The following is a 23,874-nucleotide window of genomic DNA, read 5'->3' on the forward strand; positions in this document are numbered from 1 at the left end:
GCCCGGCACTCGGAAGGCCGCCCTCGGCACGGGTCCAGGCTGGGTGACCGCCATGCGGCTCCGCCGCCGGTGTCAGGGTGCCTTCGGGCTGTCGTCGGGCGAGCCGATGCCACGGAGGCGTTCCAGCTCGCGGCGGTCGCGCTTGGTGGGGCGGCCCGTGCCCCGGTCCCGGATGCCTGCGGGGGCGACGGCCTCGCGGGGCGGGGGCGGGGGGCTGTTGTCGACATAGCACTCGACGGCGACCGGAGCCCCGACCCGCTTGCGGATCACGCGCTTCACGATGACGATCCGCTCCCGGTCCGCCTGCCGCAGGCGGACCTCGTCGCCGACGCGGACGGCGTACGCGGGCTTGACCCGCTCGCCGTTCACCCGGACGTGGCCGCCGCGGCAGGCGGTGGCGCCCGCGGAACGGGTCTTCACGAGGCGGACGGACCAGATCCAGCTGTCGACCCGCACGGTCTCACCGCTCGTGGGCGCGGCCGCCTTCGCGACGGCCACGGCATCCGCATCGGCCACGGCATCCGTCACGGCATCGGTCGCGGCGTCGGTCACGGCATCGGCGGAGCCGCCCGCGCCCGGCCCGTCGTCCTCGTGCCGCGCCGCGTTCCCCTGAGTCCCTGAAGCCATGGTCCGACCATAGCCCTCGGCGGGCGCCCGGTCGGAGTCGTTTTCCCTCGCTTCGCTCCGCCCTCGCCCAGGCATACCGTGGTGGCATGGATCAGGACCGCAGCCTGGCCGGGCTGGACGAACGAATCGCCGGATGCCGGGCCTGCCCGCGGCTGGTCGACTGGCGGGAGGAGGTCGCCCGCACCAAGCGGGCCGCCTTCGCCGGCTGGACGTACTGGGGCCGCCCGGTGCCGGGTTTCGGACCGCCGGACGCCTCGCTGCTGGTGGTGGGGCTCGCTCCCGCGGCGCACGGCGGCAATCGGACCGGGCGGATGTTCACGGGAGACCGGTCCGGGGACGTGCTGTACGCGGCGCTGCACGAGGTGGGTCTCGCGTCGCAGCCCACGTCCGAGAGCGCCGACGACGGGCTGGCCCTGTACGGCGTCCGTGTCACCTCGCCCGTGCACTGCGCGCCGCCCGCCAACAAGCCGACGCCTGAGGAGCGGAACACCTGCCGCCCCTGGCTGGTGAGCGAGCTGCGACTGCTGAGGCCCACGCTCCGCGCGGTCGTCGTGCTCGGCGGTTTCGGCTGGCAGGCCGCGCTGCCCGCGTTCTCCGAGGCGGGGTGGCAGGTGCCCCGGCCCCGGCCGGCCTTCGCCCACGGGGCGCGGGTCGAGCTGGAGGGCCCGGACCGGCCGCTGGAGCTCTTCGGATGCTTCCACGTCAGCCAGCGCAACACCTTCACCGGCCGGCTGACCCCCCGGATGCTGCGGGACGTGCTGCGTACGGCGGCTCGGACGGCGGGGCTGCCGACCGTTCAGTAGGCGGGCCGTTCAGCAGGCGGGCTAGGGTCGCGCGATGAGCCCGTATCCGGAGAACGAACCGTACGACCACGGCATGCTCGACGTCGGTGACGGCAACCATGTGTACTGGGAGGTGTGCGGCAACCCTCGGGGAAAGCCCGCGGTGGTGCTGCACGGTGGGCCCGGATCCGGCTGCGGCCCCTATTTCCGGCGCTACTTCGACCCGGCCGCGTATCGCATCGTCCTGCTCGACCAGCGCGGCTGCGGACGCTCGACGCCGCACGCGAGCGCGTACGAGACGGACATGAGCGTCAACACGACGGCGCGACTCATCGGTGATCTGGAGCTGCTGCGGCGGGAGTTGGGCATCGGGCGATGGCTCGTGTGGGGTGTCTCATGGGGCTCCGTGCTCGGGTTGCGGTACGCGCAGACACATCCCGAGGCCGTGTCGGAGCTGGTGCTCACGGGCGTGGCCACCGCGTCCACTGCCGAAGTGGACCTCCTCACGAGGGGACTTGGGCAGATCTTCCCCGAGGCCTTCGAACGGTTCCTCGCCGAGCTGCCGAAGGACGAGCGTGACGAGAACCTGGCGGCCGCGTACAACCGGCTGATCGAGTCCCCGGACCCGGAGGTGCGAGCCCGGGCCGCGCGCGCCTGGACCGACTGGGAGACGGCCATCGTTCCCGCGCCGCCGCGGTCGGTGGAGCGGTACGAGGATGCGGTGTTCCGCCTGGCCTTCGCCCGCACCGTCACCCACTACTTCGGCAACGACCACTTCCTCGCGGACGGCGACGGACAGGGGAAGGGGGAGGGCGGAGCCCAGGCCGTCGTCCTGCGCGATGCCCCGCTCCTCAGAGGCATTCCCGGCACTCTCGTCCAGGGGAGCCTCGATTTCGGGAACCTCCTCGGCACGGTGTGGCGGCTCCATCACGCCTGGCCCGGCAGCGAGTTGATCGTCGTCGACGACGTCGGACACAACGCGGGCGCGGCCGGCGTGGTCGACGCCCTGGTCGCGGCCACCGACAGGTACGCGGCCCGTTGAACCCCTAGCGGCGCGCCCGGTCCCGTTCGCCCGCCGACTGCACGAACTGCAGTTCCAGGGTCGACGGGGGAGCGGTGATGCCGGGCCCGCCGGCCTCCGCCCAGCGGAGTATCTCGTCGGTGCAGTCGTCGCCCATCGACCAGCCGATCCACACGGCCCGGCCACCCCGCCTGCGGCCCTCACCCGACGGCTGTACGACGATGATGTTGGCCTGGTCGCAGGGGCCGAGGCAGTCCGTCGTACGGACCGCGAGGCGGCCGCCGGAGGCCTCGGCGGCGGCACGCAACCGGTCCAGCTGCCAGTCGTGGTCGTAGCCGGGGTACTTGCGCGCGTCGCCGCAGCAGCAGCCGCGGCAGACGACGAGCGTGCAGGGCCGGTTCCTCGCGGCACCGATCGCCGTACGGACAGTCACACTTCTCCTTCGGAATCGGAATCGGTACCGGAGCCGTTGCCGCCCGGGACCGCGATGTCTGTGCCTGTGCCTGTGCCCTTGTCCGTACCGGTGCCTGCGTCCGGGCCCGTGTGTTCGCCCGGTCCCATGTCCGCGTCGCCGGCGGAGTCCGTGTCGCCGAAGAGGTGGCGGACGGTCGAGCGGTAGTTGGCCTGGACGTGGGCCAGGGCGTGTGAGCGGGCCCGCTCACGGTCGCCCGAGGCGATGGCCTCGTACAACTCGCGGTGTTCGGCGAGGAGTTGGGGCCACTCCTCGTTCTGGCGGGTGAGCCAGCGCAGCCGGCCGTCGACCGGTTCCATCACGGAGATCAGCAGGCTGTTCCCGGCCATCGCCAGGATCCGGTCGTGGAAGCGGGTGTTGACGTCCGTGATCGCCTCCGCGTCGTCGGCGTCGGTCGCGTCCGCCGCACGGTCGAGGAGTTCCTCCAGCTCGGCCAGGTCGGCGCGGGTGGCGCGCTGGGCGGCCAGACCGGTGGCGTACACCTCCAGTGCCTCGCGGAGTTCGAAGAGTTCGGCGACGTCCGCGGGGGTCAGCCGGCGCACGACCGTGCGACGCGGGGTCTCGAAGAGGACGAACCCCTCGGCGACCAGGGCGCGGATCGCCTCACGGACCGGCACGCGGGAGACCCCGAACCGCTCGGCCAGTTCACGCTCGACCAACCGGTCGCCGGGCAGCAGCCGCCCGGCGATGATCTCCTGCCGCAGCGAGCTGAGCACCCGCTCGCGTACCGCCCCCAGCGGCTCCACCGTCGTCATGCGTCCATCCTCGCCGACACCGGGACTGTTTTACCGAGCTGTAACCGTACGGACATGGCCAGAAGTCACCGATGGCGGGACCATGACCTCAGTTTGGTATACCAAAACTGCTCGACCTGCTTCCCGCACCCCTGTCCCCCGGCATGCGCCGCACTGCCCGCCATCCACCGCTCCGCCCGTCATTCACCGCCGCGCCCACCCGTCGCCCCCCGGGCCGTCCCCGTCCCGTCCAGCGTTCCGCCCTCGCCCCTCGGTCCTCCCGTCGTTCTCCCGCTCATGGAGGCTTTGTGTCCCTCGCCGATCCCGCCGCTGCCACCGGCGCGCCAGCGTTCGTCCCCGATCCCCGGCTCACCAACGAGGACCTCGCGCCCGCGGGCAAGCGCAACTGGAAGGTCTTCGACCTCTTCGCCATGTGGATGTCCGACGTCCACAACCTCGGCAACTACACGTTCGCGGCCGGCCTCCTGGTGCTCGGCATGAACGTCTGGCAGATCTTCACCTCCCTGCTCGTCGGCTTCGTGCTCATCTACGTCGGCATGAACTGGATGGGCAGGATCGGACAGCGCCACGGCGTGCCCTTCCCGGTCATCAGCCGCATCAGCTTCGGTGTCTGGGGCGCCAACATCCCGGCCCTGATCAGGGCCGTCATCGCCATCATGTGGTACGGCATCCAGACCTACCTGGCCTCCGTCGCCGTCAACATCATGCTGCTCGCGGCCTGGCCCGGCCTCGAGTCCTGGACCCACAACTCCTTCCTCGGCCTCGACGCTCTCGGCTGGCTGTCGTTCGTCTCGCTGTGGCTCGTCCAGGCACTGATCATCAGTCAGGGAATGGAGTCCGTACGGAAGTTCCAGGACTTTTGCGGGCCGGCGATCTGGTTGGTGATGATCGTCCTCGCCGTCTGGATCCTCGCGAAGGCCGGCTGGACCATCTCGCTCACCTCGACCCCGAACCCGGTCTCTGTGGGGGAGCAGTGGCGGCAGTGGTTCGGCGCGATCGGGCTGATCCTCGCCACGTACGGCACGCTGATGCTCAACTTCTGCGACTTCTCGCGCTTCGCGCCCAGCTACAGGACGGTCAAGCGCGGCAACTTCTGGGGACTGCCGATCAACTCGACGGCCTTCGTCATCGTGTCGGTCATCGTCACGGCAGGCTCCATCGAGGTGTTCGGCAAGGCCATCACCGACCCCGCCCACCTCGTCGCCGAGATCGGCAACAAGTGGGTTCTGATCCTGGGCGCGCTGACCTTCGCCATCGCCACCATGGGCGTCAACATCGTCGCCAACTTCGTCTCGCCCGCCTACGACCTGGCCAACGTCTGGCCGCAGAAGATCACCTTCAGGATCGGCGGCATGATCAGCACGGTGGCCGCGCTGGTCGTGACCCCGTGGAACCTCTTCTCCAACCCCACGGTCGTCAACTACTTCCTGGGCGGCCTCGGCGCCTTCCTGGGCCCGCTGTTCGGCGTGATCATGCTCGACTACTTCTGGGTCAAGCACGGCCGCATCGACGTCGACGAACTGTTCAACGCCCAGCCTGGCTCCCGCTACTACTACCGCAGGGGCGTCAACCCCAAGGCCCTGTGGGCGTTTCTGCCCGCGGCCGGTGTCTCGGCGGTGCTCGCCCTTGTGACGACCTTCAGCGAGGTCGCCCCGTACTCCTGGTTCATCGGGACGGCGCTGGCCGCCGGACTGTACGCGCTGCTGTGCCGCTCCGAGCGCGCCGCCACGGCCCCCGCCGCGGAGCCGGCCCCGACTCCCTTGGAGGGCTGAGCGTGCGGATCGTCGTCACCAACTGCAACACGACGCAGGGGATGACCGAGGAGATCGTGCGAGGTGCCCGGGCCGCGGCAGGCCCGGGCACCACCGTGCTCGGACTCACCCCCAGGTGGGGGCCCGAGTCCGCGGAGGGCTGGCTCGACAGCTATCTGTCGGCAGCCGCCGTCCTCGACACCCTGCGGACGTACCAAGGGCCCTACGACGCCGTCGTCATGGCCGGATTCGGGGAGCACGGGCGCGAGGGCGTACGGGAACTCGTGGACGTACCCGTCGTCGACATCACCGAGGCGGCGGCCCATCTCGCGTGCCTGCTCGGGCGGCGGTACGGGGTCGTCACCACGTTGGAGCGCTCGGCCGGGCAGATCGAGGACAGCCTGTACACGGCAGGCGTCGCCCAGAACTGTGCGGTCGTCGTGGGCACGGGGCTGGGTGTTCTCGACCTGGGTGATGCCGGGCGCACGGAAGCGGCCTTCGTCGCCGCGGCCGAACGCGCCCGGGACGCCGGCGCCGAGGTCCTTGTGCTCGGATGCGCCGGGATGACCGGATTGCAGCGGGCCGTGGGGGAGAAGCTGGGGCTGCCGGTCGTCGACGGGGTCGGCGCGGCGGTGAAGCTCGCCGAGTCGCTCGTATCGCTCGGGCTCACGACGAGCCGCGCGGGCGGTTACGCGAAGCCGCTGCCGAAGCGGCGGACCTGGGCGCCGCCGTCGGAGTGATTCCGGGTGCCGCGGATGCGGCGGGCGGGGCGGCGGATCGCGGGTGAAGCAGACTCCGGGAAGGGCGCCGGCGTGCGAGCCGGCGGCCTACGGACGAGTCGCCGCCGTTGCCGTCGGCGGTGGGAACGGAGTCGGTCGTGGCCGCATCTGTCGGTGCCCGTGTCCGGGTGTTCGCCGTCACGCTCGTCGCCATGGGGGCGGCCGCTTCGGGGGTGCTGTGGGGCGGTGGGGCTCCGGGAGCGGACGCCTCCGCGAGTGTGCGTGGCTGGGGTGTCGACCTGGGCGTCGGCTCCGGCGTCGTCGCCCGCGTCGCCGCCCAGGCCGGGCCGCCCTTCTGGCCGGCCGCGAGACCGGCGGTCGAACCGGGCGCCCGCTCGGACGGCGGGCCCGGTGCCGGTGCCGGTCCGGCCGGTCGCGGAGAGTCCCGAGCGGCCGCCACCGGGAGCCGGACCGGGAAGGGAGAGGGGCGCAGGGCCGGGACCGACGCCCTGAACGGAACCGGGGGCGAAGCCCCGAGCACGGTCCGGAGCAGCGCCGACAGCGGCTCGGAGAAGGGGTCCCAGGAGGTCTTCTTCTGGGTCGATCCCGAGTCACCCGCCGCCGGGCAGGCCGCCGAATGGCGTCGTACGGGACGAGAGGCCGACGCTCTGCTGATGGAGCGGATCGCCACCCGCCCCCAGGCCGAGTGGCTGAACGGGCCCGGGCCGCGCACGGTCGTGGAGACCCGGACCACCGCCGCCGCACGGGAAGGGCGTACGGCCGTCCTCGTCGCCTACTACATCCCGCACCGCGACTGCGGCTCCTACTCGGGCGGCGGAGCCGTGAGCGCGTCGGGCTACCGGGAGTGGGTCGACGAGTTCGCGGCGGGGATCGGCGACCGGAGCGCGTACGTGATCGTCGAACCGGACGCCGTGGCGCAGACGGTGGCGGGCTGTGGGCGTGTGGTGCCGGAGGAGCGGTACGCGCTGCTGGCGTACGCGGTGGACCGGTTCAAGCGGCAGCCGAACACCCGCGTCTACCTCGACGCGGGCAACGCGACCTGGCACCCGGACGCGTCACGGCTGGTCGAGCCGCTGAAGGAGTCGGGTGTCGCGCGTGCCGACGGCTTCGCCCTGAACGTCTCCAACTTCCAGACGGACGCCGTCACTTCGGCGTACGGCGACCTGCTGTCCGCGGCCCTCGGCGGCAAGCACTTCGTGATCGACAGCAGCCGCAACGGCAACGGCCCGCACGACGGAACGGAGTCCTGGTGCAACCCGCCGGGCCGGGCCCTGGGCACGGCGCCGACCGCCGTCACGGGCGCGCCCCTGCTCGACGCCTACCTGTGGGTCAAGCGCCCCGGCGAGTCGGACGGCACCTGCCGGGGCGGACCGGCCGCCGGGCAGTGGTGGCCGTCGTACGCGCTGGAGCTGGCCCGCAACGCCCGTGGATGATCCCCGAGTTGGGGGCGGAGGGGGCCAGAGGGGCTTCGGCGGGTGTCAGCCGGAGAGCTCCTTGGTGATGCGGTCCAGCATGAAGGCCGAGGACTCGCGTGCCCGTTCCTCCCAGGCGAAGACGCAGGCCGTGGCGACGCCGTCGAAGTCCAGCTCGCGCAGCGTGGCGAAGAAGACGTCCCAGTCGACCTCGCCCTGCCCGATGTCCAGGTGCTGGTGGATGCGGGCGGCGGTGCCGGGCGGGTTGAGGATGTAGCGCAGCCCGGAGGAGCCCTTGTGGTTGAAGGAGTCGGCGATGTGCACGTGCTGGAGCTTGTCGCCGGCGTAGCGCATCATCGCCGCGATGTCCGCCGTCGGGTCGGCGCCGGAGAGGTGGAAGGTGTGCGGGGCGCAGTAAAGATAGTTCACCCAGGGCTTGTTGACGGCGCGGACCAGGTCCACGGCCGGGGTGTTCTCCTCGCAGAAGTCGTCCGGGTGGGCCTCCAGGTTGAGCGCGATGCCCTCGCGCTCGAACACCGGCAGCAGTTCCTCCATCGAGCGCCAGAACGCCGCCTCGCTCTCGGCGGCCCGTTCGGGGCGGCCGTTGAACTCCGAGTTCATCAGAGGGCAGTCGAGTTCGGCGGTGATCTCGATCATCCGCTTCCAGTACCGCACGGCGGTCTGCCGTTCGGTCTCGTCGGGTGACGCCCACTTGTACAGCGGCAGCACGGAGGAAAGCTTCACCCCGTGCGTGCGGAGGGACCGCTTGAGGTGCGCCACGCGCTCGTCGTCCGCCCGGGGGTGCAGGAAGAACGGCATGAAGTCGTCCCGCGGCGACAACTCGATGTGGCTGTAGCCGAGTTCGGCGACCGTGCGGACCATCTCGTCGAGCGGGAGGGCCCGGAGCATGTAGGGGTCGAGGGCGATCTTCACGCGGTGCCTCCGGTTGCGTAGAAGGCCGGGCGGGGCTTCATGTCCACGGGGACGACGGTGCCGTCGGATTCCAGTGAGCGGACTGCGGCGTCCGTGATGACGGTGGCGGCGTAGCCGTCCCAGGCGCTCGGACCGGTGGGCGTCGCGCCGGTTTCGACGGCCGCGATCCACTCGCGGAACTCGGTGTCGAAGGCGTCGGCGAAGCGGCCCTTCCAGTCCTGGAGCACGGGGGTGCTGTGCAGTCCGGCGGTACGGATCCCGACGGCGGCCGGGTCGGGCAGCCGGACCAGGCCGTCCTCGCCGACGGTCTCGCACTGGATGTCGTAGCCGTACTGGCAGTTGACGAAGACCTCAAGGTCGACGCGGACGCCGCCGGCGGTCTCGAAGAGCATGATCTGCGGGTCCTTGAGGTGCTCGAACCGCTTGCTCGTGGCGCGCGGGGTGAGAACCTGCGCGGAGACGATCTCGTCGTCGAGCAGCCAGCGCAGTACGTCGATCTCGTGGACGGCGGTGTCCTGCGCGGCCATCGCCGAGCGGTAGGCGTCCGGCACGGTCGGGTTGCGGTGCGCGCAGTGCACGATCAGCGGGGCGCCGATGGTTCCGGCCGCGATGACCTCCTTCATCCGCCGGTAGCCGGCGTCGAAGCGGCGCATGAAGCCGACCTGGACCAGTCGCCGGCCGTGGGCGCGCTCGGCCTCCACGATCCGCAGACAGTCGTCGGCGGTCGTGGCGAGGGGCTTCTCGCAGAACACCGGCTTCCCGGCGCCGATCGCGGACAGCACGTGCTCCGCGTGGGTGGGGCCCCAGGAGGTGACGAGCACGGCGTCCACCTCGGGAGACCCGACCAGGTCGGCGCCGGTCGGCAGCGCGACGGCGCCGACGCGGGCGGCGACCTCCTCCGCACGGGCCGCGTCGATGTCCGTCACCGCGGTGACCCGTGCCGCGGTGACGACGTCGGTGAGCCGCCGGATGTGGTCCTGGCCGATCATTCCGGCACCGATGACACCTACACGCACAGTCATGGTCGGATCCTTCGTTCCAGAGCTCCGGAGTCCCGGAACCCCGCGGGTGACGGACGGGTTCGGGTGTGAACTGTCGCGCTCTACTAGCGCGCTCTAGTGCGAGTACGATGACCCCTGTTCAAATGTCATGTCAATAGGTGGTCGCCGAAGGATTCCGTGTCACCCGCGTCATCCGTGGGGCGGGGAGGAGGCGCGGAAGGATGGAGTCACAGGTGGGCGTATCGGGCACGCGGCGGGACGACGGCGCGGCGGCGGGACGGCGCCCCACCATGACGGACGTCGCCGCGAAGGCGGGCGTCTCCCGGGCACTGGTCTCGATCGTCTTCCGCGGCCGCCCGGGGGCGAGCCAGGAGACCCGCGACCGCGTGCTGCGCGTGGCCGACGAGATCGGCTACCGGCCCGACAGTGCGGCCCGGCTGCTCGCCCGGGGCCGCAGCCGCACGCTCGGCGTGGTTCTCACCGTCCACCAGCCCTTCCAGGCGGACCTGGTCGAGGGCATCTACCCGGAGGCCGAGCGGCTCGGCTACGACGTGCTGCTGTCCGCGCACGCCCCGGGACGCGACGAGGGAAAAGTGGTCGAAGCGCTGCTCAGCCACCGCTGCGAGGCGCTGATCCTGCTCGGCCCGGCCTCCGACCCCGACCGCCTCGACGCGCTGGGGCACCGCACCGTCGCCGTCTCGGTCGGCCGGCATCTCCCCGGGGTGCACGTCGACAGTGTCCACACCGCCGAGACGAAGGGGGTGCGGCAGGCCATCGGTCACCTCGTCGAACTGGGGCACCGGCGCATCGCCCACGTGGACGGCGGCCGCGACCCCGGGTCAGCCGAACGCCGCCGCGCCTATCGCGCAGCGATGCGCCGAAACGGCCTGGCCGAGGAGATCCGGGTGATCCCCGGCGCCCACACGGAGCAGGCGGGCGTCGATGCCGGGCGTCTGCTGGTCGCCGAGGCCGAACGCTCCGGCCGGACAGCGCTGCCCACGGCGATCCTCGCGGGCAACGACCGTTGTGCGATGGGCCTGTTGATCACCTTCGCCCGGGCGGGTGTCGAGGTGCCGGACGAGGTGTCGGTCGTCGGCTACGACGACAGCCACCTGTCGCACCTGATGCCGATCGGCCTGACGACGGTCCGTCAGGACGCCGCGCTCATGGCGGAGCACGCGGTGCGGTTCGCCGTGGAGCGGTTGGAGAACCCCGACCTGGAACCGCGGGAGGCCGTCCTGGACCCGAAGCTGGTGGTACGGGGGAGCAGTGGGGTGCCCCGGGTCGGGTGACGGCCGTGGTGCGGGTGCGGGTGCGGGTGCGGGCGTGGGTGTGGGTGAGGGCAGGGGTTCGGGCGCGGGCGCCGGCGATGGGCCGAAGTCGATGGGGCGGGTCCGGAGAGCCGGGTCCGATCGGCCTGGTTCGATCGGCCTGGTCCGATGGGCCGGGTTCGCCGCCGGGCGCGTCTCAGGTGGCTGCCGACTGGCCGGCCGACGGCGGTTGGTCACCCGGTTCGCGGTCGGCCGCCTCCCGGTCGTTGAGTTCCTGGTCGTTCAGTTCGCGGTCGTCCAGGTGGGCGCTGTAGAAGTCGCTCTGGCGCGCCATGATGTCCCGCATGGAGGTGCCGCGGGGGACTCCGTAGACCGTTCCCGGGAAGTCCAGATCCCTTTGCACCGCCCACAGTTCGTCGTGCTGGTCGGGTGAGAAGAGCCGGGCCTGCGGGGCGCCGGCCGCGATCCACCCGATGGGTACGACCGTGCCGGGCGGCAGGACCGAGTTCACCTGCAGCACGCTGTTGATCCGCAGTTCCGAACCGGCGCCCACGACGGCTCCGGGGAAGACGGAGGCTCCGGTGGCCACGAAGACCTCGTCCTCGATCCGGGCGCCGTTCACGTGGGCGTGCGGGCCGATGAGGACGGCGTTCCCGATGATCGCGGGGTGGCGTCGGCGGCCCCGCACGAGGGCGTTCTCCATGACGACGACGTCCGCGCCGGTCCGTACCTCGCCGTCCTCCGCCGTGAGCACGGCACCGTGCAGCACACGGGCGCGCTCGCCGAGGACGACGGCGCCGCAGAGGACCGCCGACGGGGCGACGTAGGCCGAGGCCGGGACGACGGGGCGCTGCCCGCGGTGTTCGATCAGCATCCGACGACTTTAGGCCTGGTTCGAGGACTCTTGGCCGGTGCCGGTGCCGGTGCCGGTGCCGGTGACAGCGTCGGCGTCGGGCTCAGGGGCCGAGACCGGGACCACGGCTGTCGCCGTGATCTCTACCAGCTGGCCCGGGTATCCGAGGCAGGCGACACCGAGGAGGGTGGAGGAGTGCGGGCCGACGCTGAGGCGGGAGGCCTCCACGACGTTCCAGACCTCGGAGAGCACCGCGGTGTCGGCGCTCACGACATACACGTCGGTGTACGCGACATACTCGAAGTCACTGCCGATCGCCCGGAGTTGCTCACCCAGGTTGGCGATCACCTGCTCGGCCTGCCGTACGGGATCGCCCGGGCCGACCAGCTCGCCGTCGGCGTTGAGAGGCACGGATCCGGCGAGGAGCGCGAGACGCGTACCGGTCTCGACCACGGAGGCATGGGAGTAGGTGGGCGGTGCGAAGAGGGTGGGAACGGTGACGCGCTTCAGCATGGGTGGCCTCCCGCGGGCGGATCGGTGGGTGCTGTGGTGCAACCCCGCCGATGATGCGACCCCGGCTCGCGGAGCCGCATCCGAATATCCGCCGTTCGGTGTCAGCCGGCCGGTGGAGGCTCCCAGCCCTGCTTGCGCAGGACGTCCGACACGTCCGGCGCGCGGTAGTGCTCTCCCTTGAGGACCTTGCCGTCGGCCCGGCGGCCGACCCGTCCGTCGGGTCCGAGTTTCGTCATGTTGGCGCGGTGGATCTCGGCGATCACCGCGTCGAGGTCGATGCCGTGGACGAGCGCGGTGCCGTAGGCGATGTACACGACGTCCGCCAGCTCGTGCGCCAGCCTGTCGAGCGGCCCGGACACGGAGACCTCCGCCACCTCTGCGGCCTCCTCGGCGAGCAACTCCGCACGGTGAGCGGCAAGTTCCGGCGACACGTCGGTCGGCGTCGCCCGGATGCCGAGCCCGAACGCCCGATGGAACTCACGGACCAACCGCGCGGGCGAGTCGGGCGAGGAGGGACCTGGTGAGGCGGGGGAGGGGGAAGTGGAGGAAGGAGGGGGCGCGGGAGAGGGGGAGGGGGAGGCGGAAGACTGCATCACGGGACTCCATCGGGGGTCGCGGACCGTGCCGGCGGTTCGAACATCTATGATCCCTTGCGTCTTCAAGCATGGCTGGAGCGTGGCCTCGCGCACCCCACACGCCCCCGCGGCCGTCAGGCAGGAACGACCAGGAACACCTAAGGAACCCCCATGACTGTTCCCCCCACCACTCCCTCTGCTCCTTCCGACCCTCCCGCCTCGCACCGCGCCCCGTCACGTGTCACGCGACGCGGGCTGATCGGTGCCGCGGGCGCCGTCGCGGCGGGCGCCGCGCTCACGCCGGTCGTCATGGCCAACACCCCCTCGGAAGCGGCTGGTTCGGACGCCACCGCCGCCGAGCCCGGTACGACCACGGAGACCTTCCCCAAGACCCGCGCCAAGGCGGCCAAGGGTGAGGCCCCCGTCGAGGCGGCCTTCCCCATCGGCTACGTGGGCGTGCGCTGGAGCGGCACCAGCAAGGCCGCCGGCGGCGGCATCCGGCTGACCGACGCCGACGGCGCCAAGGGTGCCTGGAAGTCCCTGAGCGGCAACGGCTGTTCGGACAGCAACGGCGGCGCGCTGCTCATCCCCGCGGACCAGGCCTCGGGTTACGAGCTGAAGGCCCCGGACGGTGCCACGGGTCTGCGTTCGCTGGCCATCGACACCACGCAGGGCCCGGCGCGCAAGGTCGCCGTACCGGAGGACACCACGCGCGTACGCGGCGTCGCCTATCTGTCGCGTGCGGCCTGGGGCGCGGACGAGAAGCTCCGTTTCAAGCCGGACGGCACGGAGAACACGCCGACGGCGTACTACCCCTTCCAGACCCTCACGGTCCACCACACCGCCACGGCCAACAACGACCCGGACCCGGCCGCCACGGTGCGCGCGATCTACCAGCTGCACGCGATCACCAACGACTGGGGCGACATCGGCTACCACTTCCTCATCGACGAGGAGGGCAACATCTACGAGGGCCGTTACTCGGGCGACGACGGCATCCCGGCCCACGACCCGGACGGCAAACTCGTGACCGCCTTCCACGTGGGCGGCTTCAACTCGGGCAACCTCGGCATCGCCCTCCTCGGTAACCTGATGGAGCAGGGCCCGACCGACGCGGCCCGCAAGGCCCTCACGGGCCTGGTCCGCGCCCTGACCCGCTTCCACGGCGTCGACCCGCAGGCCAAGGTCACGTACACCAACCCGATCAACGGCACCACCAGGGACGTCGACGAGATCAGTGGCCACCGCGACTGGATGGCGACGGAGTGCCCGGGCGAAGTGATGTACACGGAGCTGGCGACGCTGCGGAAGGCTGTGGCGGGCGGGAGCTGAGCCGGCCGGAACCGATTCGGGCACCGGTCGTCCCGGCTGCCGGAGCCGAATTCGGCGGGGTGGCTGTGGCTTTGGGCCGGGCCACCCCGCCGAACTGGCAGGAGGCCGAAGGGTCTTGCGCAACGCGCGCGGGCGTCGGCCGCTCCCGCTAACGTTGGTTTCCCGGAAGGGCGACGAAGGGGACCTGATGGACGCGGAGTTGACGGCTTTGGCGACGGCGGGGGCCACGGCTCTCGTGCAGCAGATGGTCACCGACGGCTGGGGAAACGTACGGGACCGGGTCGTCGTCCTGTTCTCACGGGGGCGCGACGAAGAGGCCGTCGCGGGCGAGTTGGAGGCGTCCCGGGCCGATCTGGTCGCCGCTCGGAACGACGACGACGAGGACGCCGCGGCCGACGTACAGGCGTCCTGGCGCAGCCGCCTCCGCCGCACCCTGCGCGACGACCCGGAGGCGGCGGCGGAACTGCGCGCCCTGCTGGCCGAGTTGGGCCCGCTGCCCACGCCCCCCGCGACGAGCATCGTCCACAACACGATCAGCGGCAGTGTGACCAACGGCGCGGCGGTTCAGGCGCATACGGTGGAAGGCGGCGTGACGATCGGGGACACACGGTCGGCCGGAGAACCACGGCGTGGCGGGTGACGACGGGGCACGCTGAGAAAGCCTGCGCTCAAAAACCCTTCGATCAGGAGCCGTTGCCGCTGCTACCGTCACCGGCGTGGCGAAACTCAATCAGATCATCGCAGTCGAGAAGGGCATCAAGTCCAAGTCCCATCAGGACCTGACGGCTGCCCATCACGGGCTGCAGAAGCCGGCCCTGCTGGCCGGAATCTCGCGTACGTACCAGCCCAAGGACGAAGAGGGTGAGCAGCTGCCGCCCGAGTCGACGCGGGTGCAGGTGCAGGCGGAGGACGTGCTGCGGGACACCGCGGCGACGCTGACCCGGCTGTTCGACGTGACCGCCACCAAGGACTGGGCCAACTGCGAGGCGCGCGCGGACGTGAAGGTCGACGGGCGGGTGCTCGTCGCCGACGTCCCGGTGTCCTATCTGCTCTTTCTCGAGAAGCAGCTCACCGACCTCAACACCTTCGTGCGGAAGCTGCCCGTGCTCGACGCCTCCGAGTCGTGGGTGCAGGACCCGTCGACCGACGCGTGGAAGACCGAGCCGGTCAGGACGCTGCGGACGAAGAAGGTTCCCCGCAACCACGTGAAGGCGGAGGCCACCGAGAAGCACCCGGCGCAGGTCGAGGTGTACTACGAGGACATCCCGGTCGGGTACTGGACGACCGTCAAATTCTCCGGTGCCCTTCCTGCCCGGCGCGTCAACGAGCTGCTCGACCGCGTCGAGAAGATGCAGCAGGCCGTCAAGTTCGCCCGGGAAGAGGCGAATGGCGCCGACGTCACCGACCAGCGCGTCGGAGACGCCGTGTTCGGCTACCTGTTCGGGTAGCCTCGAAGACTCCCCGGTCCACTGCGACCGGGGTGCGCGAGGAGCGCAAGCTGAAACTGAAGCTTGTCGTGACTGCGCGGTTCCAGTGGAGGTTCGAGTCCTCCCCGCGGCACCAACCCGGCACCCGTACACGTCGTACAGGGTGTCTCGCGCCGCGGTAGCCCAATTGGCAGAGGCAGACCGCGATCAATCTCAGACTATTGCTCCAGACTCACCATTCGCCGCCGATCGCCGGATCGACCGGACCCAGGCTCCGGGCGTCGAAATGCCGGTTCAAGTCCGGCCCGCACAGCTCGATGTGCGGTGGTCCAAAGGCAGGACGCGGCGACATAACACTGACCTGGGTCCTCAAGCGTGCCGGCGTGCCACATGGGCGGCATCACAGGGCTCGGAGGCCGGCTACGCCTCCGAGCCCGCTCCCGTTCCGGCACCCGGCCCCCTCCTGATTGCGTACATAAAGAACGCGGTCCTCCCGGCGATCGTCACACCGCCGAAACGTATACGTCCCATACGCTCCAGAAGTCCCGCCTAGCGTGGGCACCACCGCCCAGGCCGACGTCGCCCGAAGGCAAACACCTCGCCCTCGAACCGACAGGAGCCCCTCACCCGTGGTCGTTCCTCGCCCGTTCTCCGCCGCTTCCCGTGTCCTGCCGCCCTGGCTCACCCACGCGCTGCGTACGCAGAGGGGCCCCGTGCCGTGGAACGCCGTCGTGCGTGGGGCGCTCGCCGCCGGGCCGCTGCTGCTCGCGGCGGTTCTCACGGGGCGGGAGTCCCTCGGTGTCATGGCCGCCCTCGGCGCCATGCTCGCCGGGATCAACGACCGGCCCGGGAGCCGACGGGTCGCCGTGCACCGGATCGGGGTGCCGGCGCTGGCCGGGGCCGCGGGGCTCGTCGTCGGTACGTACGCCGGGGAGGGCCTCGGGGCCGTTCCGCTGACCCTGATACTCACCGCCCTCGGGCTGCTCGCCGGCGCCGTGAGCGCTGTGGGACCCGTCGCCTCGGGGGCCGGGACGCAGTTGCTCGTCGCCGCGGCCATCGGGGCCGGGATGCCGTTGCCCGAGGCCGGATGGCAGCGGGCTCTGTTCTTTCTCGCCGGTGCCGGCTGGCTGATCGTGCTGCGGCTCGCGTTGCCCACGCCCGGGACGAAATCCGGGACTCTGGCCGTCGATTTTCGGTTCGACGGGGAGCGGGACGCCGTCGCGGACGTCTACGACGCCGTCGCCGAGCTGCTGACAGCTGTCGGCGGCGGGCAGGCCGGGGCCCGGCGGGCCGCGCTCACCGCCGCGCTCGATCACGCTCAGGACGCGCTCGCGGGTCCGCGGCTGCGACGGTACGCCAGCTCCTCGGCCGAGCGGCGGCTGCGGGCGCAGTACGCGGCCGCGCTGCCGCTCGCCGAGGCCGCGACCGCGCTGGCCTGGGCGGGGGACGCCCTGCCCACCCGTACCGCGGAGGGGCCGCGCCGGCTCGCCGCCGCCGTGCGGACCGGTGCACCCTGCGGGCCGCTGCCCGCGCCCGCCCGGACCGTACCCGGACTGCGGGCCCTCGACGACGCGCTGCTGCACGCCGCCGAAGCCTTCGACCGCGGCGGCAGGACGACCGGAAGCGCCGCGGGTACCGGGAACGCCGGGGACGCCGGGAGTGCCGAGGACGCCGAAGTCGCCCGGGGCACCGAAAGTGTCAGGAGTGCCGGGGACACCGGAGGCCGGGACGGCCAGGAGCCCGGGCCCCGCGGTGACGCCGGCAGCCATCCGCTCGGACGCGGCGCCGAGCAGACCGCACACAAGGGACTGCACCTGCGGCCCCTGCGCGTCAAAGCGCTCCTGCGCACCGTCACGGGCACGGCAGGGCGCGAGTACGGATTCCGGGTCGCCCTCTGCTACGGCGCCAGCGCCGCCGTCGCGCAGGCACTGCACCACGTCCACTGGTACTGGCTGCCCGCGACCGCCGTGTTCCTCGTGAAGCCGGACCTCGGGCCGCTCGTCTCACGCGTACTGAACCGGGCCGCAGGCACCGTCCTCGGCGCCCTCGTCTTCGCGGGGTTCGCCGCGGTGCTGCCCCGGCCCGAGGGACTCGTCGCGCTCGTGGCGGTCAGCGGCGCCCTCATCCCCGTCGCCACCCGGCACTTCGCCGCGCAGACGGCCGTGGTCACCGTCCTCGTGCTCGCCCTCGTCATCGTCGGCGGTGAGCCGGAAGCCTCCTGGAGCCGTATCGGCGAGACGCTGCTGGCCTGCGCGATCGTGCTGATCGTCGGACACCTGCCGGCTCCGGGGCAGCGCGGAGGGAACGTGAAGGCACGCCTGGCCTCCGCGACCGACGCCGCGCACGCGTACCTCACGCACGTGCTGAGCGCCACCGACGACCGGGCCGCCCGCTGGGCACTGCGCCGCGAGGCCTACCGGACGCTGGCCGAGGCCCGCGCCGCGATCGACCGGGCCTCCGCCGAACTGCCCACCCTGGCCCGGCACACGGAAGGCACCGACGAGGTCGCCGCCACGCTGGAGCGCCTGGTGGACACCACCACCGCCTGTGCCGTGCACCTCGACGACACGGGACGGCTCACCCCACGGCACACCGAACGCCTCGCCACGCTCCTCGACGAACTCGTCGACCAGCGAGAACGCGCCGGGCTCGCCGCGGAGTCCCCGCCCGGCCTGCGCAGCGCCTGACAGCCGCTGCCGGACTGCTCCCTCAGGGTTCTATGCGCGCCCACACCGGCGCGTGGTCCGACCCCGCGGCGTCCCGGCGCGCGGCCGGATCCTCGTCGACCGACGGCAGCGGCGCCTCCTGGACGGGGGCTCCCGTCCCGGCCCCGGTCACATGGTCGAGAAGCAGGCGGCTGACCAGTATGTGGTCGATCAGTTCGGGGCGCCCGGCGTGGACACGGGAGAAACGCTGCTCCTCCGGGATGAGGGGCGCGATGTTCCACAGCCGTGCTGCGTCTCCCTGGTCGGGCCGCTCGAAGCCGACCGTGCCGATCTCCGACCCGGCAGGACCTTGCAGGATCTGGGTCGTGGCGGCCGTGACCTCGTCGTTGAGGTCACCGAGCACCGCCACGTTCCGCGTCTTGCCCTTGCCGTCGAGGAGACCGTCGGCGACGGTCCGCAGCGTCGTGGCCTCGGCGGCACGCCGGAACAGGGCGTACGCGCCGTAGCGGGCCCGCTCGCCCTCGTCCCGTGGCTGGAAGCGCTTGCCCGGGTACGTCAGCAGCTTCGACTTCAGGTGGCAGACCGCCACGGACAGGGTCATGCCCTGGGCGGCTACCTCCACGGCCAGAATTCCGCGGCCCGTCCGGGGCACCGGTTCGCCGTCGTCGTCGCCCTGGACCGCCCGCAGCGGTGCGGGGAAGTCATTGGTGTCCGTGATCGTCCGCGGCGCCGTCCGGCTGAGGAAACCGACCCTGATGCCACGGCTGTCCGGATGCTCCGAGAGCACGATGTGCCAGTCCCCGTCCAGCATCCCGGCCAGGTCCTCCAGGGCCTCCGGATCGCCGACCTCCTGCACGCCGAGCAGCGTGGGATCGAGCTCCCTGACGACGGCCGCCAGGGAGGTGAGTTTCGCCTTGTACGCGGCCTCGGTCCGGGGGCCGAACGCGCCGCCCGGCCGGTACAGGTTCTCCAGGTTCCAGGTGCCGAGCAGCATGCCGGGCTCCTTCCCGGACGCGCCACGTCCAAGGGGCGCCGCCCGTCGAATGGTGAGGCCAGCGTGCGCGTGAAACCGCCGGGGCGACAGGGCGGGGGCAGGATGCGCGGTTCACGTCACCCGACGGCACGATCCCGCCGTACGGTGGCGTGATGACCTCGCCCGAGCCCACGCCCGACGCGAAGACCCACCCGAGTCCCTCGGACCCCGCACGGTCAGGCCCGAGTTCCCCGGCCCCCGCGAGGACCGGCCCGATGTCCCCGGCCCACGCGAAGAGCGCCGCTGATCTCATCATCAGCGCATGTACCGCCCTCGTGCACGACGATCATGAACAGATCGGCTTCGTCGAGGACGCCACCATCGTCGTACGCGACGGCCGCATCGAGGCGGTCACCTCCGGGCCGGCCGGTATCCCCGCCCGCGAACACATCGACGCCCGGGGCCAGGTCGCGATGCCCGGCCTCGTCAACTGCCATACCCACGCCCCGATGGTCACCCTCCGCGGTATCGCCGAGGACCTGCCCGTCGAGGAGTGGTTCAACGAGTTCGTCTGGCCCATCGAGTCCAACCTCCAGGAGAAGGACGTGGAGTTGGGCGCGCGGCTCGCCTGCGCCGAGATGATCCGCGGCGGTGTCACCTGCTTCGCGGACCACTACTTCTCGATGGACACCGTCGCCGCCGTGACCGCCGAGAGCGGCCTGCGCGCCAACCTCGGGCAGGCCTTCTTCTCCTCCCAGGGCGCGGCGGGCCGCGAGCGCTCCCTCGACTTCGCCCTCCGCAACCGCGACACCGCAGAGGGCCGCATCACCACCTCGCTTGCTCCGCACGCGCCCTACACCGTGGACGACTCCGACCTCGCCGCCACCGCCGAACTCGCCGCGCAGCACGGCCTGTTGGTGCACATCCACGCCTCCGAGAACCGCGACCAGGCGGAAGCCAGCCTCGCCCGCCACGGCCGCACTCCCGTCGAGATCCTGGCCGCCGCCGGCCTCTTCGACACGGACCTGCTCCTCGCGCACGGCACCGGCATCATGGAACGCGACCTGCCCGTCCTCGCCCGGGCGACCGGCCGGATCGCCGTGGCCAGCGCGCCGCGCGGCTACCTCAAGTTCGCCTGGCCCACGACCACTCCGGTACGCGCCCTGCGTGAACTCGGCATCTCCGTGGGACTCGCCACGGACGGGGCGGCCTCCAACAACTCCCTGGACGTATGGGAGTCCATGGCGCTCACCGCGCTCGTCCAGAAGTTCACCGAGGCCGACGCCCGTCGCCTGACGTCACGTCAGGCCCTGCACCACGCGACGCTGCAGAGCGCCCGGGCCGTCGGACTCGGACAGGAGATCGGGAGCCTCGCGCCGGGACGCAGGGCCGACATCATCCTGGTCGACCTGACCGGCCCGCACACCCAGCCCGTCCACGACCTCGCGGCCACCCTCGTGCACAGCGCCCGCGCCGGTGACGTACGCACGACGATCGTCGACGGCCGGATCCTCATGCGCGACCGCGAGCTCCTGACCCTCGACGTCCCGGCGGTCGTACGGGAGATGAACGAGCGCATGCCCGCACTCATCGACCGGAGCCACGGGAAGCGCATCCAGGACTACGACACCTGAGACGTCGCACCCGGGCCGGACCGAGAAGCCACCCGGCCCGATACAGAAGGCCGACCGGGCCGCGCGGACCTCGGAGGAAGCCGGCCCGGACACGTCCGGAAAAGAAAATCCCCGCCCCACCGATGAGTTCCGTCCGTCCCTTCGGTCCACCTGGGAGATGGCACCGCACCGAAGGAGCAGCGATGACGCTTCCGCCGATCGTGACGCGCGAGGAGTGGCGCGCCGCGCGCGAGGAACTGCTGGCCAAGGAGAAGGCCGCGACCCGCGCGCGGGACGCCCTCAACGCGGAGCGGCGACGCCTTCCCATGGTCGAGATCGGCGAGGAGTACGTCTTCGAGGGCGGCGACGGCAAGGCGACGCTGTTCGACCTCTTCGCGGGACGGCACCAACTCGTCGTCTATCACTTCATGTTCGCGCCTGAGTGGGACGCCGGCTGCCGCAGCTGCTCGGCGTTCGTCGACCAGATCGCGCACCTCGCGCACCTGCGCGCGCGGGGCACCGAACTGGCCGTGGTCTCCCGGGCGCCCTACCCGAGGATCCTGCCCTTCAAGGCGCGGATGGGATGGACCGTGCCCTGGTACTCGTCGTACGGGAACGACTTCAACCACGACTTCCTGGTGTCGGTCCAGGGCGCGGAGGGCGAGGAGCCCCATGAGCGGCCCGGGGTGAGCTGCTTCCTCCGCGACCGGGACCGGGTCTTCCACACCTACTCGGCCTACGAGCGCGGACTCGACGGACTGGGCTCCACCACGAGCTTCCTGGACCTCACCGCCCTCGGCCGGCAGGAGGAGTGGGAGCGGCCCGCGGGGCGCGCGTCGGCCCTGGGCGCTCCCGCGGGCAGTGAGCGGATCCGGTACCACGACGAATACGAGGACTGAGCGCGTGCCCCCGCGAGGGAGGCACGGGGCAGGCGGGGAGCGACCGCACGATCCACTGTGACCGTGTGTCGACTACGTCTCAGTGCCGTCACTTCGCGAGACCTTCACCCCATGATGGGCGTTTAACTCTTCAAGAGCTCGCAGAAGAGCGGCGCGAACATGGAGGTGCAGGGTGGTGAACGGGCGAACGGTACTGGAGCGCTTTCCCGCCGGCGGGCCGCGTGGATCATGGCCCGCGGAAGAGTTCGCGCATGCGCGCCGCCTCGAGGGACAGCACGTCGAGGTCGTGATGGACCTGTCCACGGACACCTTCCTGGTCGTCGTACGGGAGCTCGCCGAGTGAGCGGGGCCGGCCGTCGCGGATCTCAGCCCGCCTTCGGGGCCGGTACCTTCACCGAGAACTGCCCGGCCTGCAGTCCGTACAGCTCCGCGTAGACCCCTCCCGTGGAGAGCAGCTCGTCAGGGGTGCCGGACTCCACGAGACGGCCCTGGTCGAGGACGTGCACCAGATCGGCGTGGCGCACCGACGCCAGCCGGTGCGTGATCAGGATGACCGTCTGGCCGGTGCCCGCCAGAGCCCGGATCTTCTCGAAGACCTCCAGTTCGGCGCGTGCGTCGAGGGCCGCCGTCGGCTCGTCCACGACGAGGATCGCGCCCCGCCGGTACGCCGCCCGTGCGATACCGAGCCGCTGCCACTGGCCGCCCGACAGCTCGTGCCCGCCGCTGAACATCCGGGCCAGCAGTGTGTCGAGACCCCGCGGCAGGTCCGCCACCACATCCTCGGCGCCCGCCTCGGTGACGGCCTCGCCCAGCCGCTCGTCGGTGAGCGGCGCGGAGGCCCGGCCGATCGCCACGTTCACCCGGGCCGTGAACGGCCACCTCTTGAAGTCCTGCGCCACCATCGCGATCCGCTCGGCGATTTGCCGCCGGTCGGCGGACGCCGCGTCGACGTCGTCCCACAGGATCCGGCCGCGCTGTGGCTCGTACAGCCCTGACAGCAGCTTGACCAGGGTGGTCTTCCCGGAACCGTTCTCCCCGACGAGCGCCACGATCTTGCCGAGCGGCACGCTGAGCGACAGGTCCGACAGCGCGGGCCGGGCGGCGCTGCCCGGATAGGTGAACGTGACGTTCTCGAAGCGGATCTCGCGCGGCTTCTCGGGCAGCGGTTCACCGCCGACGGGGATCGTGCGCCCGGCCGCCTCCACGTGCAGGCGTTGCAGATCCCCGACGAACAGGGCCTCCTCGTGCAGGGTGTTGACCTCCAGGACGAGCGTGTCGAGATTCGCGGAGCCCGTGCGGATCGCGATGACCGCCGTGCCCGCCACGGACAGCGCCATCGCGCCGGCCAGCAGCAGCCAGCCGAGTGTCGCGTACGTCGCCACGGTCGCGAGCCCCGTCCAGGCGGCCGCGATCAGACCGGTCCGTGCCTCCAGGCGGGCGAGGCGGGCCTGTTCGGTCTCGGCGGCCTCCGACATGGAGCGGAAGTGCTTCAGCAGGAACGGGCCGACGCCGTGGACGCGGATCTCCGGCGCGGCGGCGGGCTCGGTGAGCAGACCGCTGATCAGGCGGCCGGCCCTGGCGTGCTGCACCCAGGCGTGCCACGACGCGTAGCGGCGCCGGGCGATGGTCAGCGCGCTCCACGCACTCGGCAGCGTCATCGTCACCAGCAGCGGCAGCAGCGCCGGGTGCAGCACCGTCAGGACGCCTGCCGCCGCGATCAGCGAGATCATCGCGTTCACCACGCGTGTGGCGATCCCGATCATGCGCCGGGCGGACGAGGCACCGTACTGCGCGGTGTCCAGCAGCTTGTGGAAGGCCTCGTCCTCGATCGCCGACAGTTCGACGACCGCGGCCCGTTCCAGATACTGCTCCGTCGCGACGCGCTCCACCTTCGGTTCGAGACGGCCGGTGGCGTACGTCGAGGCGGCCCGCAGCAGCGCGGCCAGCAGCATCACCACGGCGACCGTGATCAGCGCGGGCACCGCTTCCCGCAGCCGGTCCGCGACCGCGCCGCGCTCCATCAGGCGCCCCAGGACGCTGTTGACCGCCAGCAGGCTCACCGCCTGCGCCAGCCCGCGGCCCATCTCCGCACCGAGGACGATCCGCGCGGCCCGGCGGTCCGCCTGCCAGGCCAGCCGGAAACTGGACGCGAGCAGGGCGGGCAGCCGCGTCACCATGGCACGGAAGTTCAGCTCCATGAACGCGTTGGAATGCTGCGACCAGCCCATGTCGTAGCGCAACGGCCCGCCGAACAGCAG

At 71.6% G+C, this 23,874-nt stretch carries 23 protein-coding genes; 13 read left to right on the forward strand and 10 right to left on the reverse strand.

Annotation, left to right across the window (positions count from 1 at the left end):
* Window positions 1–72: 72 nt before the first annotated feature.
* Complete coding sequence (locus KUF83_RS41055) at window positions 73–627, reverse strand: RNA-binding S4 domain-containing protein (protein ID WP_254645120.1); 555 nt, start codon at window positions 625–627, stop codon at window positions 73–75.
* 86 nt (window positions 628–713) lie between these two features.
* Between KUF83_RS41055 and KUF83_RS41060 the strand changes: the two genes are divergently transcribed.
* Together KUF83_RS41060 and pip are read left to right on the forward strand one after the other, a co-directional pair.
* Window positions 714–1,430, forward strand: coding sequence for a uracil-DNA glycosylase (locus KUF83_RS41060; protein ID WP_217460222.1), 717 nt, complete (start codon window positions 714–716; stop codon window positions 1,428–1,430).
* Between the two features lie 34 nt (window positions 1,431–1,464).
* Window positions 1,465–2,451 carry a prolyl aminopeptidase gene (pip, locus tag KUF83_RS41065; RefSeq protein WP_217460223.1) on the forward strand — a complete coding sequence of 329 codons (987 nt, stop codon included), beginning with the start codon at window positions 1,465–1,467 and terminating at the stop codon, window positions 2,449–2,451.
* A 4-nt stretch (window positions 2,452–2,455) separates the two neighbouring features.
* On the opposite strand, the gene KUF83_RS41070 is transcribed toward pip, so the two are convergent.
* Window positions 2,456–2,863 carry a (2Fe-2S) ferredoxin domain-containing protein gene (locus KUF83_RS41070; protein WP_217460224.1) on the reverse strand — a complete coding sequence of 136 codons (408 nt, stop codon included), beginning with the start codon at window positions 2,861–2,863 and terminating at the stop codon, window positions 2,456–2,458.
* Entirely contained in the window at window positions 2,860–3,657 is a 798-nt protein-coding gene (locus KUF83_RS41075) for a GntR family transcriptional regulator (protein WP_217460225.1), read from the reverse strand. The genes KUF83_RS41070 and KUF83_RS41075 overlap by 4 nt, the downstream gene beginning before the upstream one ends.
* Window positions 3,658–3,944: 287 nt before the next feature.
* Between KUF83_RS41075 and KUF83_RS41080 the strand changes: the two genes are divergently transcribed.
* The 3 genes from KUF83_RS41080 (at window position 3,945) to KUF83_RS41090 (ending at window position 7,581) form a co-directional block, all read left to right on the forward strand.
* Window positions 3,945–5,429: an NCS1 family nucleobase:cation symporter-1 gene (locus KUF83_RS41080; protein WP_217460226.1), complete on the forward strand. Its 1,485-nt coding sequence runs from the start codon at window positions 3,945–3,947 to the stop codon at window positions 5,427–5,429.
* Between the two features lie 2 nt (window positions 5,430–5,431).
* Window positions 5,432–6,148: an aspartate/glutamate racemase family protein gene (locus KUF83_RS41085; protein WP_217460227.1), complete on the forward strand. Its 717-nt coding sequence runs from the start codon at window positions 5,432–5,434 to the stop codon at window positions 6,146–6,148.
* 488 nt (window positions 6,149–6,636) lie between these two features.
* Window positions 6,637–7,581 (forward strand): glycoside hydrolase family 6 protein, encoded by a 945-nt coding sequence (locus tag KUF83_RS41090; RefSeq protein WP_254645148.1) that lies wholly within the window; start codon window positions 6,637–6,639, stop codon window positions 7,579–7,581.
* A gap of 45 nt (window positions 7,582–7,626) precedes the next feature.
* Here KUF83_RS41090 and KUF83_RS41095 read toward each other — a convergent pair whose 3' ends face one another.
* On the reverse strand, window positions 7,627–8,493 hold the full coding sequence (locus KUF83_RS41095; protein WP_217460228.1) for a sugar phosphate isomerase/epimerase: 867 nt from the start codon (window positions 8,491–8,493) through the stop codon (window positions 7,627–7,629).
* A complete protein-coding gene (locus KUF83_RS41100; RefSeq protein WP_217460229.1) occupies window positions 8,490–9,515 on the reverse strand; it encodes a Gfo/Idh/MocA family protein in 1,026 nt (341 codons plus the stop codon). The genes KUF83_RS41095 and KUF83_RS41100 overlap by 4 nt, the downstream gene beginning before the upstream one ends.
* A gap of 269 nt (window positions 9,516–9,784) precedes the next feature.
* On the opposite strand from KUF83_RS41100, the gene KUF83_RS41105 reads away from it, so the two are divergent.
* On the forward strand, window positions 9,785–10,786 hold the full coding sequence (locus KUF83_RS41105) for a LacI family DNA-binding transcriptional regulator (RefSeq protein WP_217460351.1): 1,002 nt from the start codon (window positions 9,785–9,787) through the stop codon (window positions 10,784–10,786).
* 175 nt (window positions 10,787–10,961) lie between these two features.
* Here the strand turns inward: KUF83_RS41105 and KUF83_RS41110 are convergent, their stop codons facing one another.
* The 3 genes from KUF83_RS41110 to KUF83_RS41120 all read right to left on the reverse strand — a co-directional run bounded on the left by KUF83_RS41110 (window position 10,962) and on the right by KUF83_RS41120 (window position 12,724).
* Window positions 10,962–11,639 (reverse strand): gamma carbonic anhydrase family protein, encoded by a 678-nt coding sequence (locus KUF83_RS41110; protein WP_217460230.1) that lies wholly within the window; start codon window positions 11,637–11,639, stop codon window positions 10,962–10,964.
* A gap of 9 nt (window positions 11,640–11,648) precedes the next feature.
* Entirely contained in the window at window positions 11,649–12,131 is a 483-nt protein-coding gene (locus KUF83_RS41115; RefSeq protein ID WP_217460231.1) for a RidA family protein, read from the reverse strand.
* 101 nt (window positions 12,132–12,232) lie between these two features.
* Window positions 12,233–12,724, reverse strand: a complete 492-nt coding sequence (locus tag KUF83_RS41120; RefSeq protein ID WP_217460232.1) for a MazG nucleotide pyrophosphohydrolase domain-containing protein — start codon at window positions 12,722–12,724, stop codon at window positions 12,233–12,235.
* 153 nt (window positions 12,725–12,877) lie between these two features.
* On the opposite strand from KUF83_RS41120, the gene KUF83_RS41125 reads away from it, so the two are divergent.
* From KUF83_RS41125 to KUF83_RS41140, 4 genes are all read left to right on the forward strand, one after another.
* Complete coding sequence (locus tag KUF83_RS41125) at window positions 12,878–14,038, forward strand: peptidoglycan recognition family protein (RefSeq protein WP_217460233.1); 1,161 nt, start codon at window positions 12,878–12,880, stop codon at window positions 14,036–14,038.
* A gap of 187 nt (window positions 14,039–14,225) precedes the next feature.
* Window positions 14,226–14,678 carry a hypothetical protein gene (locus tag KUF83_RS41130; RefSeq protein ID WP_217460234.1) on the forward strand — a complete coding sequence of 151 codons (453 nt, stop codon included), beginning with the start codon at window positions 14,226–14,228 and terminating at the stop codon, window positions 14,676–14,678.
* Between the two features lie 76 nt (window positions 14,679–14,754).
* Window positions 14,755–15,486 carry a hypothetical protein gene (locus tag KUF83_RS41135; RefSeq protein WP_217460235.1) on the forward strand — a complete coding sequence of 244 codons (732 nt, stop codon included), beginning with the start codon at window positions 14,755–14,757 and terminating at the stop codon, window positions 15,484–15,486.
* 608 nt (window positions 15,487–16,094) lie between these two features.
* Window positions 16,095–18,152 (forward strand): FUSC family protein, encoded by a 2,058-nt coding sequence (locus tag KUF83_RS41140; protein WP_217460236.1) that lies wholly within the window; start codon window positions 16,095–16,097, stop codon window positions 18,150–18,152.
* Window positions 18,153–18,174: 22 nt separating this feature from the next.
* Here KUF83_RS41140 and KUF83_RS41145 read toward each other — a convergent pair whose 3' ends face one another.
* Window positions 18,175–19,125, reverse strand: coding sequence for an endonuclease/exonuclease/phosphatase family protein (locus KUF83_RS41145; protein WP_217460237.1), 951 nt, complete (start codon window positions 19,123–19,125; stop codon window positions 18,175–18,177).
* A 254-nt stretch (window positions 19,126–19,379) separates the two neighbouring features.
* On the opposite strand from KUF83_RS41145, the gene KUF83_RS41150 reads away from it, so the two are divergent.
* From KUF83_RS41150 to KUF83_RS41160, 3 genes are all read left to right on the forward strand, one after another.
* Window positions 19,380–20,738, forward strand: coding sequence for an amidohydrolase (locus KUF83_RS41150; RefSeq protein ID WP_217460238.1), 1,359 nt, complete (start codon window positions 19,380–19,382; stop codon window positions 20,736–20,738).
* Between the two features lie 182 nt (window positions 20,739–20,920).
* The gene (locus KUF83_RS41155) at window positions 20,921–21,616 is read left to right on the forward strand and encodes a DUF899 domain-containing protein (RefSeq protein ID WP_217460239.1); all 696 of its coding nucleotides are present in this window, start codon (window positions 20,921–20,923) and stop codon (window positions 21,614–21,616) included.
* A gap of 175 nt (window positions 21,617–21,791) precedes the next feature.
* A complete protein-coding gene (locus tag KUF83_RS41160; RefSeq protein ID WP_217460360.1) occupies window positions 21,792–21,959 on the forward strand; it encodes a hypothetical protein in 168 nt (55 codons plus the stop codon).
* Between the two features lie 22 nt (window positions 21,960–21,981).
* Here the strand turns inward: KUF83_RS41160 and KUF83_RS41165 are convergent, their stop codons facing one another.
* The gene (locus KUF83_RS41165) at window positions 21,982–23,844 is read right to left on the reverse strand and encodes an ABC transporter ATP-binding protein (RefSeq protein ID WP_217460352.1); all 1,863 of its coding nucleotides are present in this window, start codon (window positions 23,842–23,844) and stop codon (window positions 21,982–21,984) included.
* Between the last annotated feature and the right edge of the window lie 30 nt (window positions 23,845–23,874).

Origin of the sequence: Streptomyces sp. BV286 (genome assembly GCF_019090165.1) — a bacterium.
Taxonomy (GTDB): Bacteria; Actinomycetota; Actinomycetes; order Streptomycetales; family Streptomycetaceae; genus Streptomyces.

Excerpts from the sequence above, each read along its gene's own strand:
- KUF83_RS41165 (WP_217460352.1), bottom strand. The coding sequence starts at position 23,844 with ATGGGCTGGTCGCAGCATTCCAACGCGTTCATGGAGCTGAACTTCCGT.
- KUF83_RS41150 (WP_217460238.1), top strand. The coding sequence starts at position 19,380 with ATGTCCCCGGCCCACGCGAAGAGCGCCGCTGATCTCATCATCAGCGCA.
- KUF83_RS41060 (WP_217460222.1), top strand. The coding sequence starts at position 714 with ATGGATCAGGACCGCAGCCTGGCCGGGCTGGACGAACGAATCGCCGGA.
- KUF83_RS41145 (WP_217460237.1), bottom strand. The coding sequence starts at position 19,125 with ATGCTGCTCGGCACCTGGAACCTGGAGAACCTGTACCGGCCGGGCGGC.
- KUF83_RS41125 (WP_217460233.1), top strand. The coding sequence starts at position 12,878 with ATGACTGTTCCCCCCACCACTCCCTCTGCTCCTTCCGACCCTCCCGCC.
- KUF83_RS41100 (WP_217460229.1), bottom strand. The coding sequence starts at position 9,515 with ATGACTGTGCGTGTAGGTGTCATCGGTGCCGGAATGATCGGCCAGGAC.
- pip (WP_217460223.1), top strand. The coding sequence starts at position 1,465 with ATGAGCCCGTATCCGGAGAACGAACCGTACGACCACGGCATGCTCGAC.
- KUF83_RS41155 (WP_217460239.1), top strand. The coding sequence starts at position 20,921 with ATGACGCTTCCGCCGATCGTGACGCGCGAGGAGTGGCGCGCCGCGCGC.
- KUF83_RS41120 (WP_217460232.1), bottom strand. The coding sequence starts at position 12,724 with ATGCAGTCTTCCGCCTCCCCCTCCCCCTCTCCCGCGCCCCCTCCTTCC.
- KUF83_RS41055 (WP_254645120.1), bottom strand. The coding sequence starts at position 627 with ATGGCTTCAGGGACTCAGGGGAACGCGGCGCGGCACGAGGACGACGGG.
- KUF83_RS41130 (WP_217460234.1), top strand. The coding sequence starts at position 14,226 with ATGGACGCGGAGTTGACGGCTTTGGCGACGGCGGGGGCCACGGCTCTC.
- KUF83_RS41115 (WP_217460231.1), bottom strand. The coding sequence starts at position 12,131 with ATGCTGAAGCGCGTCACCGTTCCCACCCTCTTCGCACCGCCCACCTAC.
- KUF83_RS41110 (WP_217460230.1), bottom strand. The coding sequence starts at position 11,639 with ATGCTGATCGAACACCGCGGGCAGCGCCCCGTCGTCCCGGCCTCGGCC.
- KUF83_RS41105 (WP_217460351.1), top strand. The coding sequence starts at position 9,785 with ATGACGGACGTCGCCGCGAAGGCGGGCGTCTCCCGGGCACTGGTCTCG.
- KUF83_RS41075 (WP_217460225.1), bottom strand. The coding sequence starts at position 3,657 with ATGACGACGGTGGAGCCGCTGGGGGCGGTACGCGAGCGGGTGCTCAGC.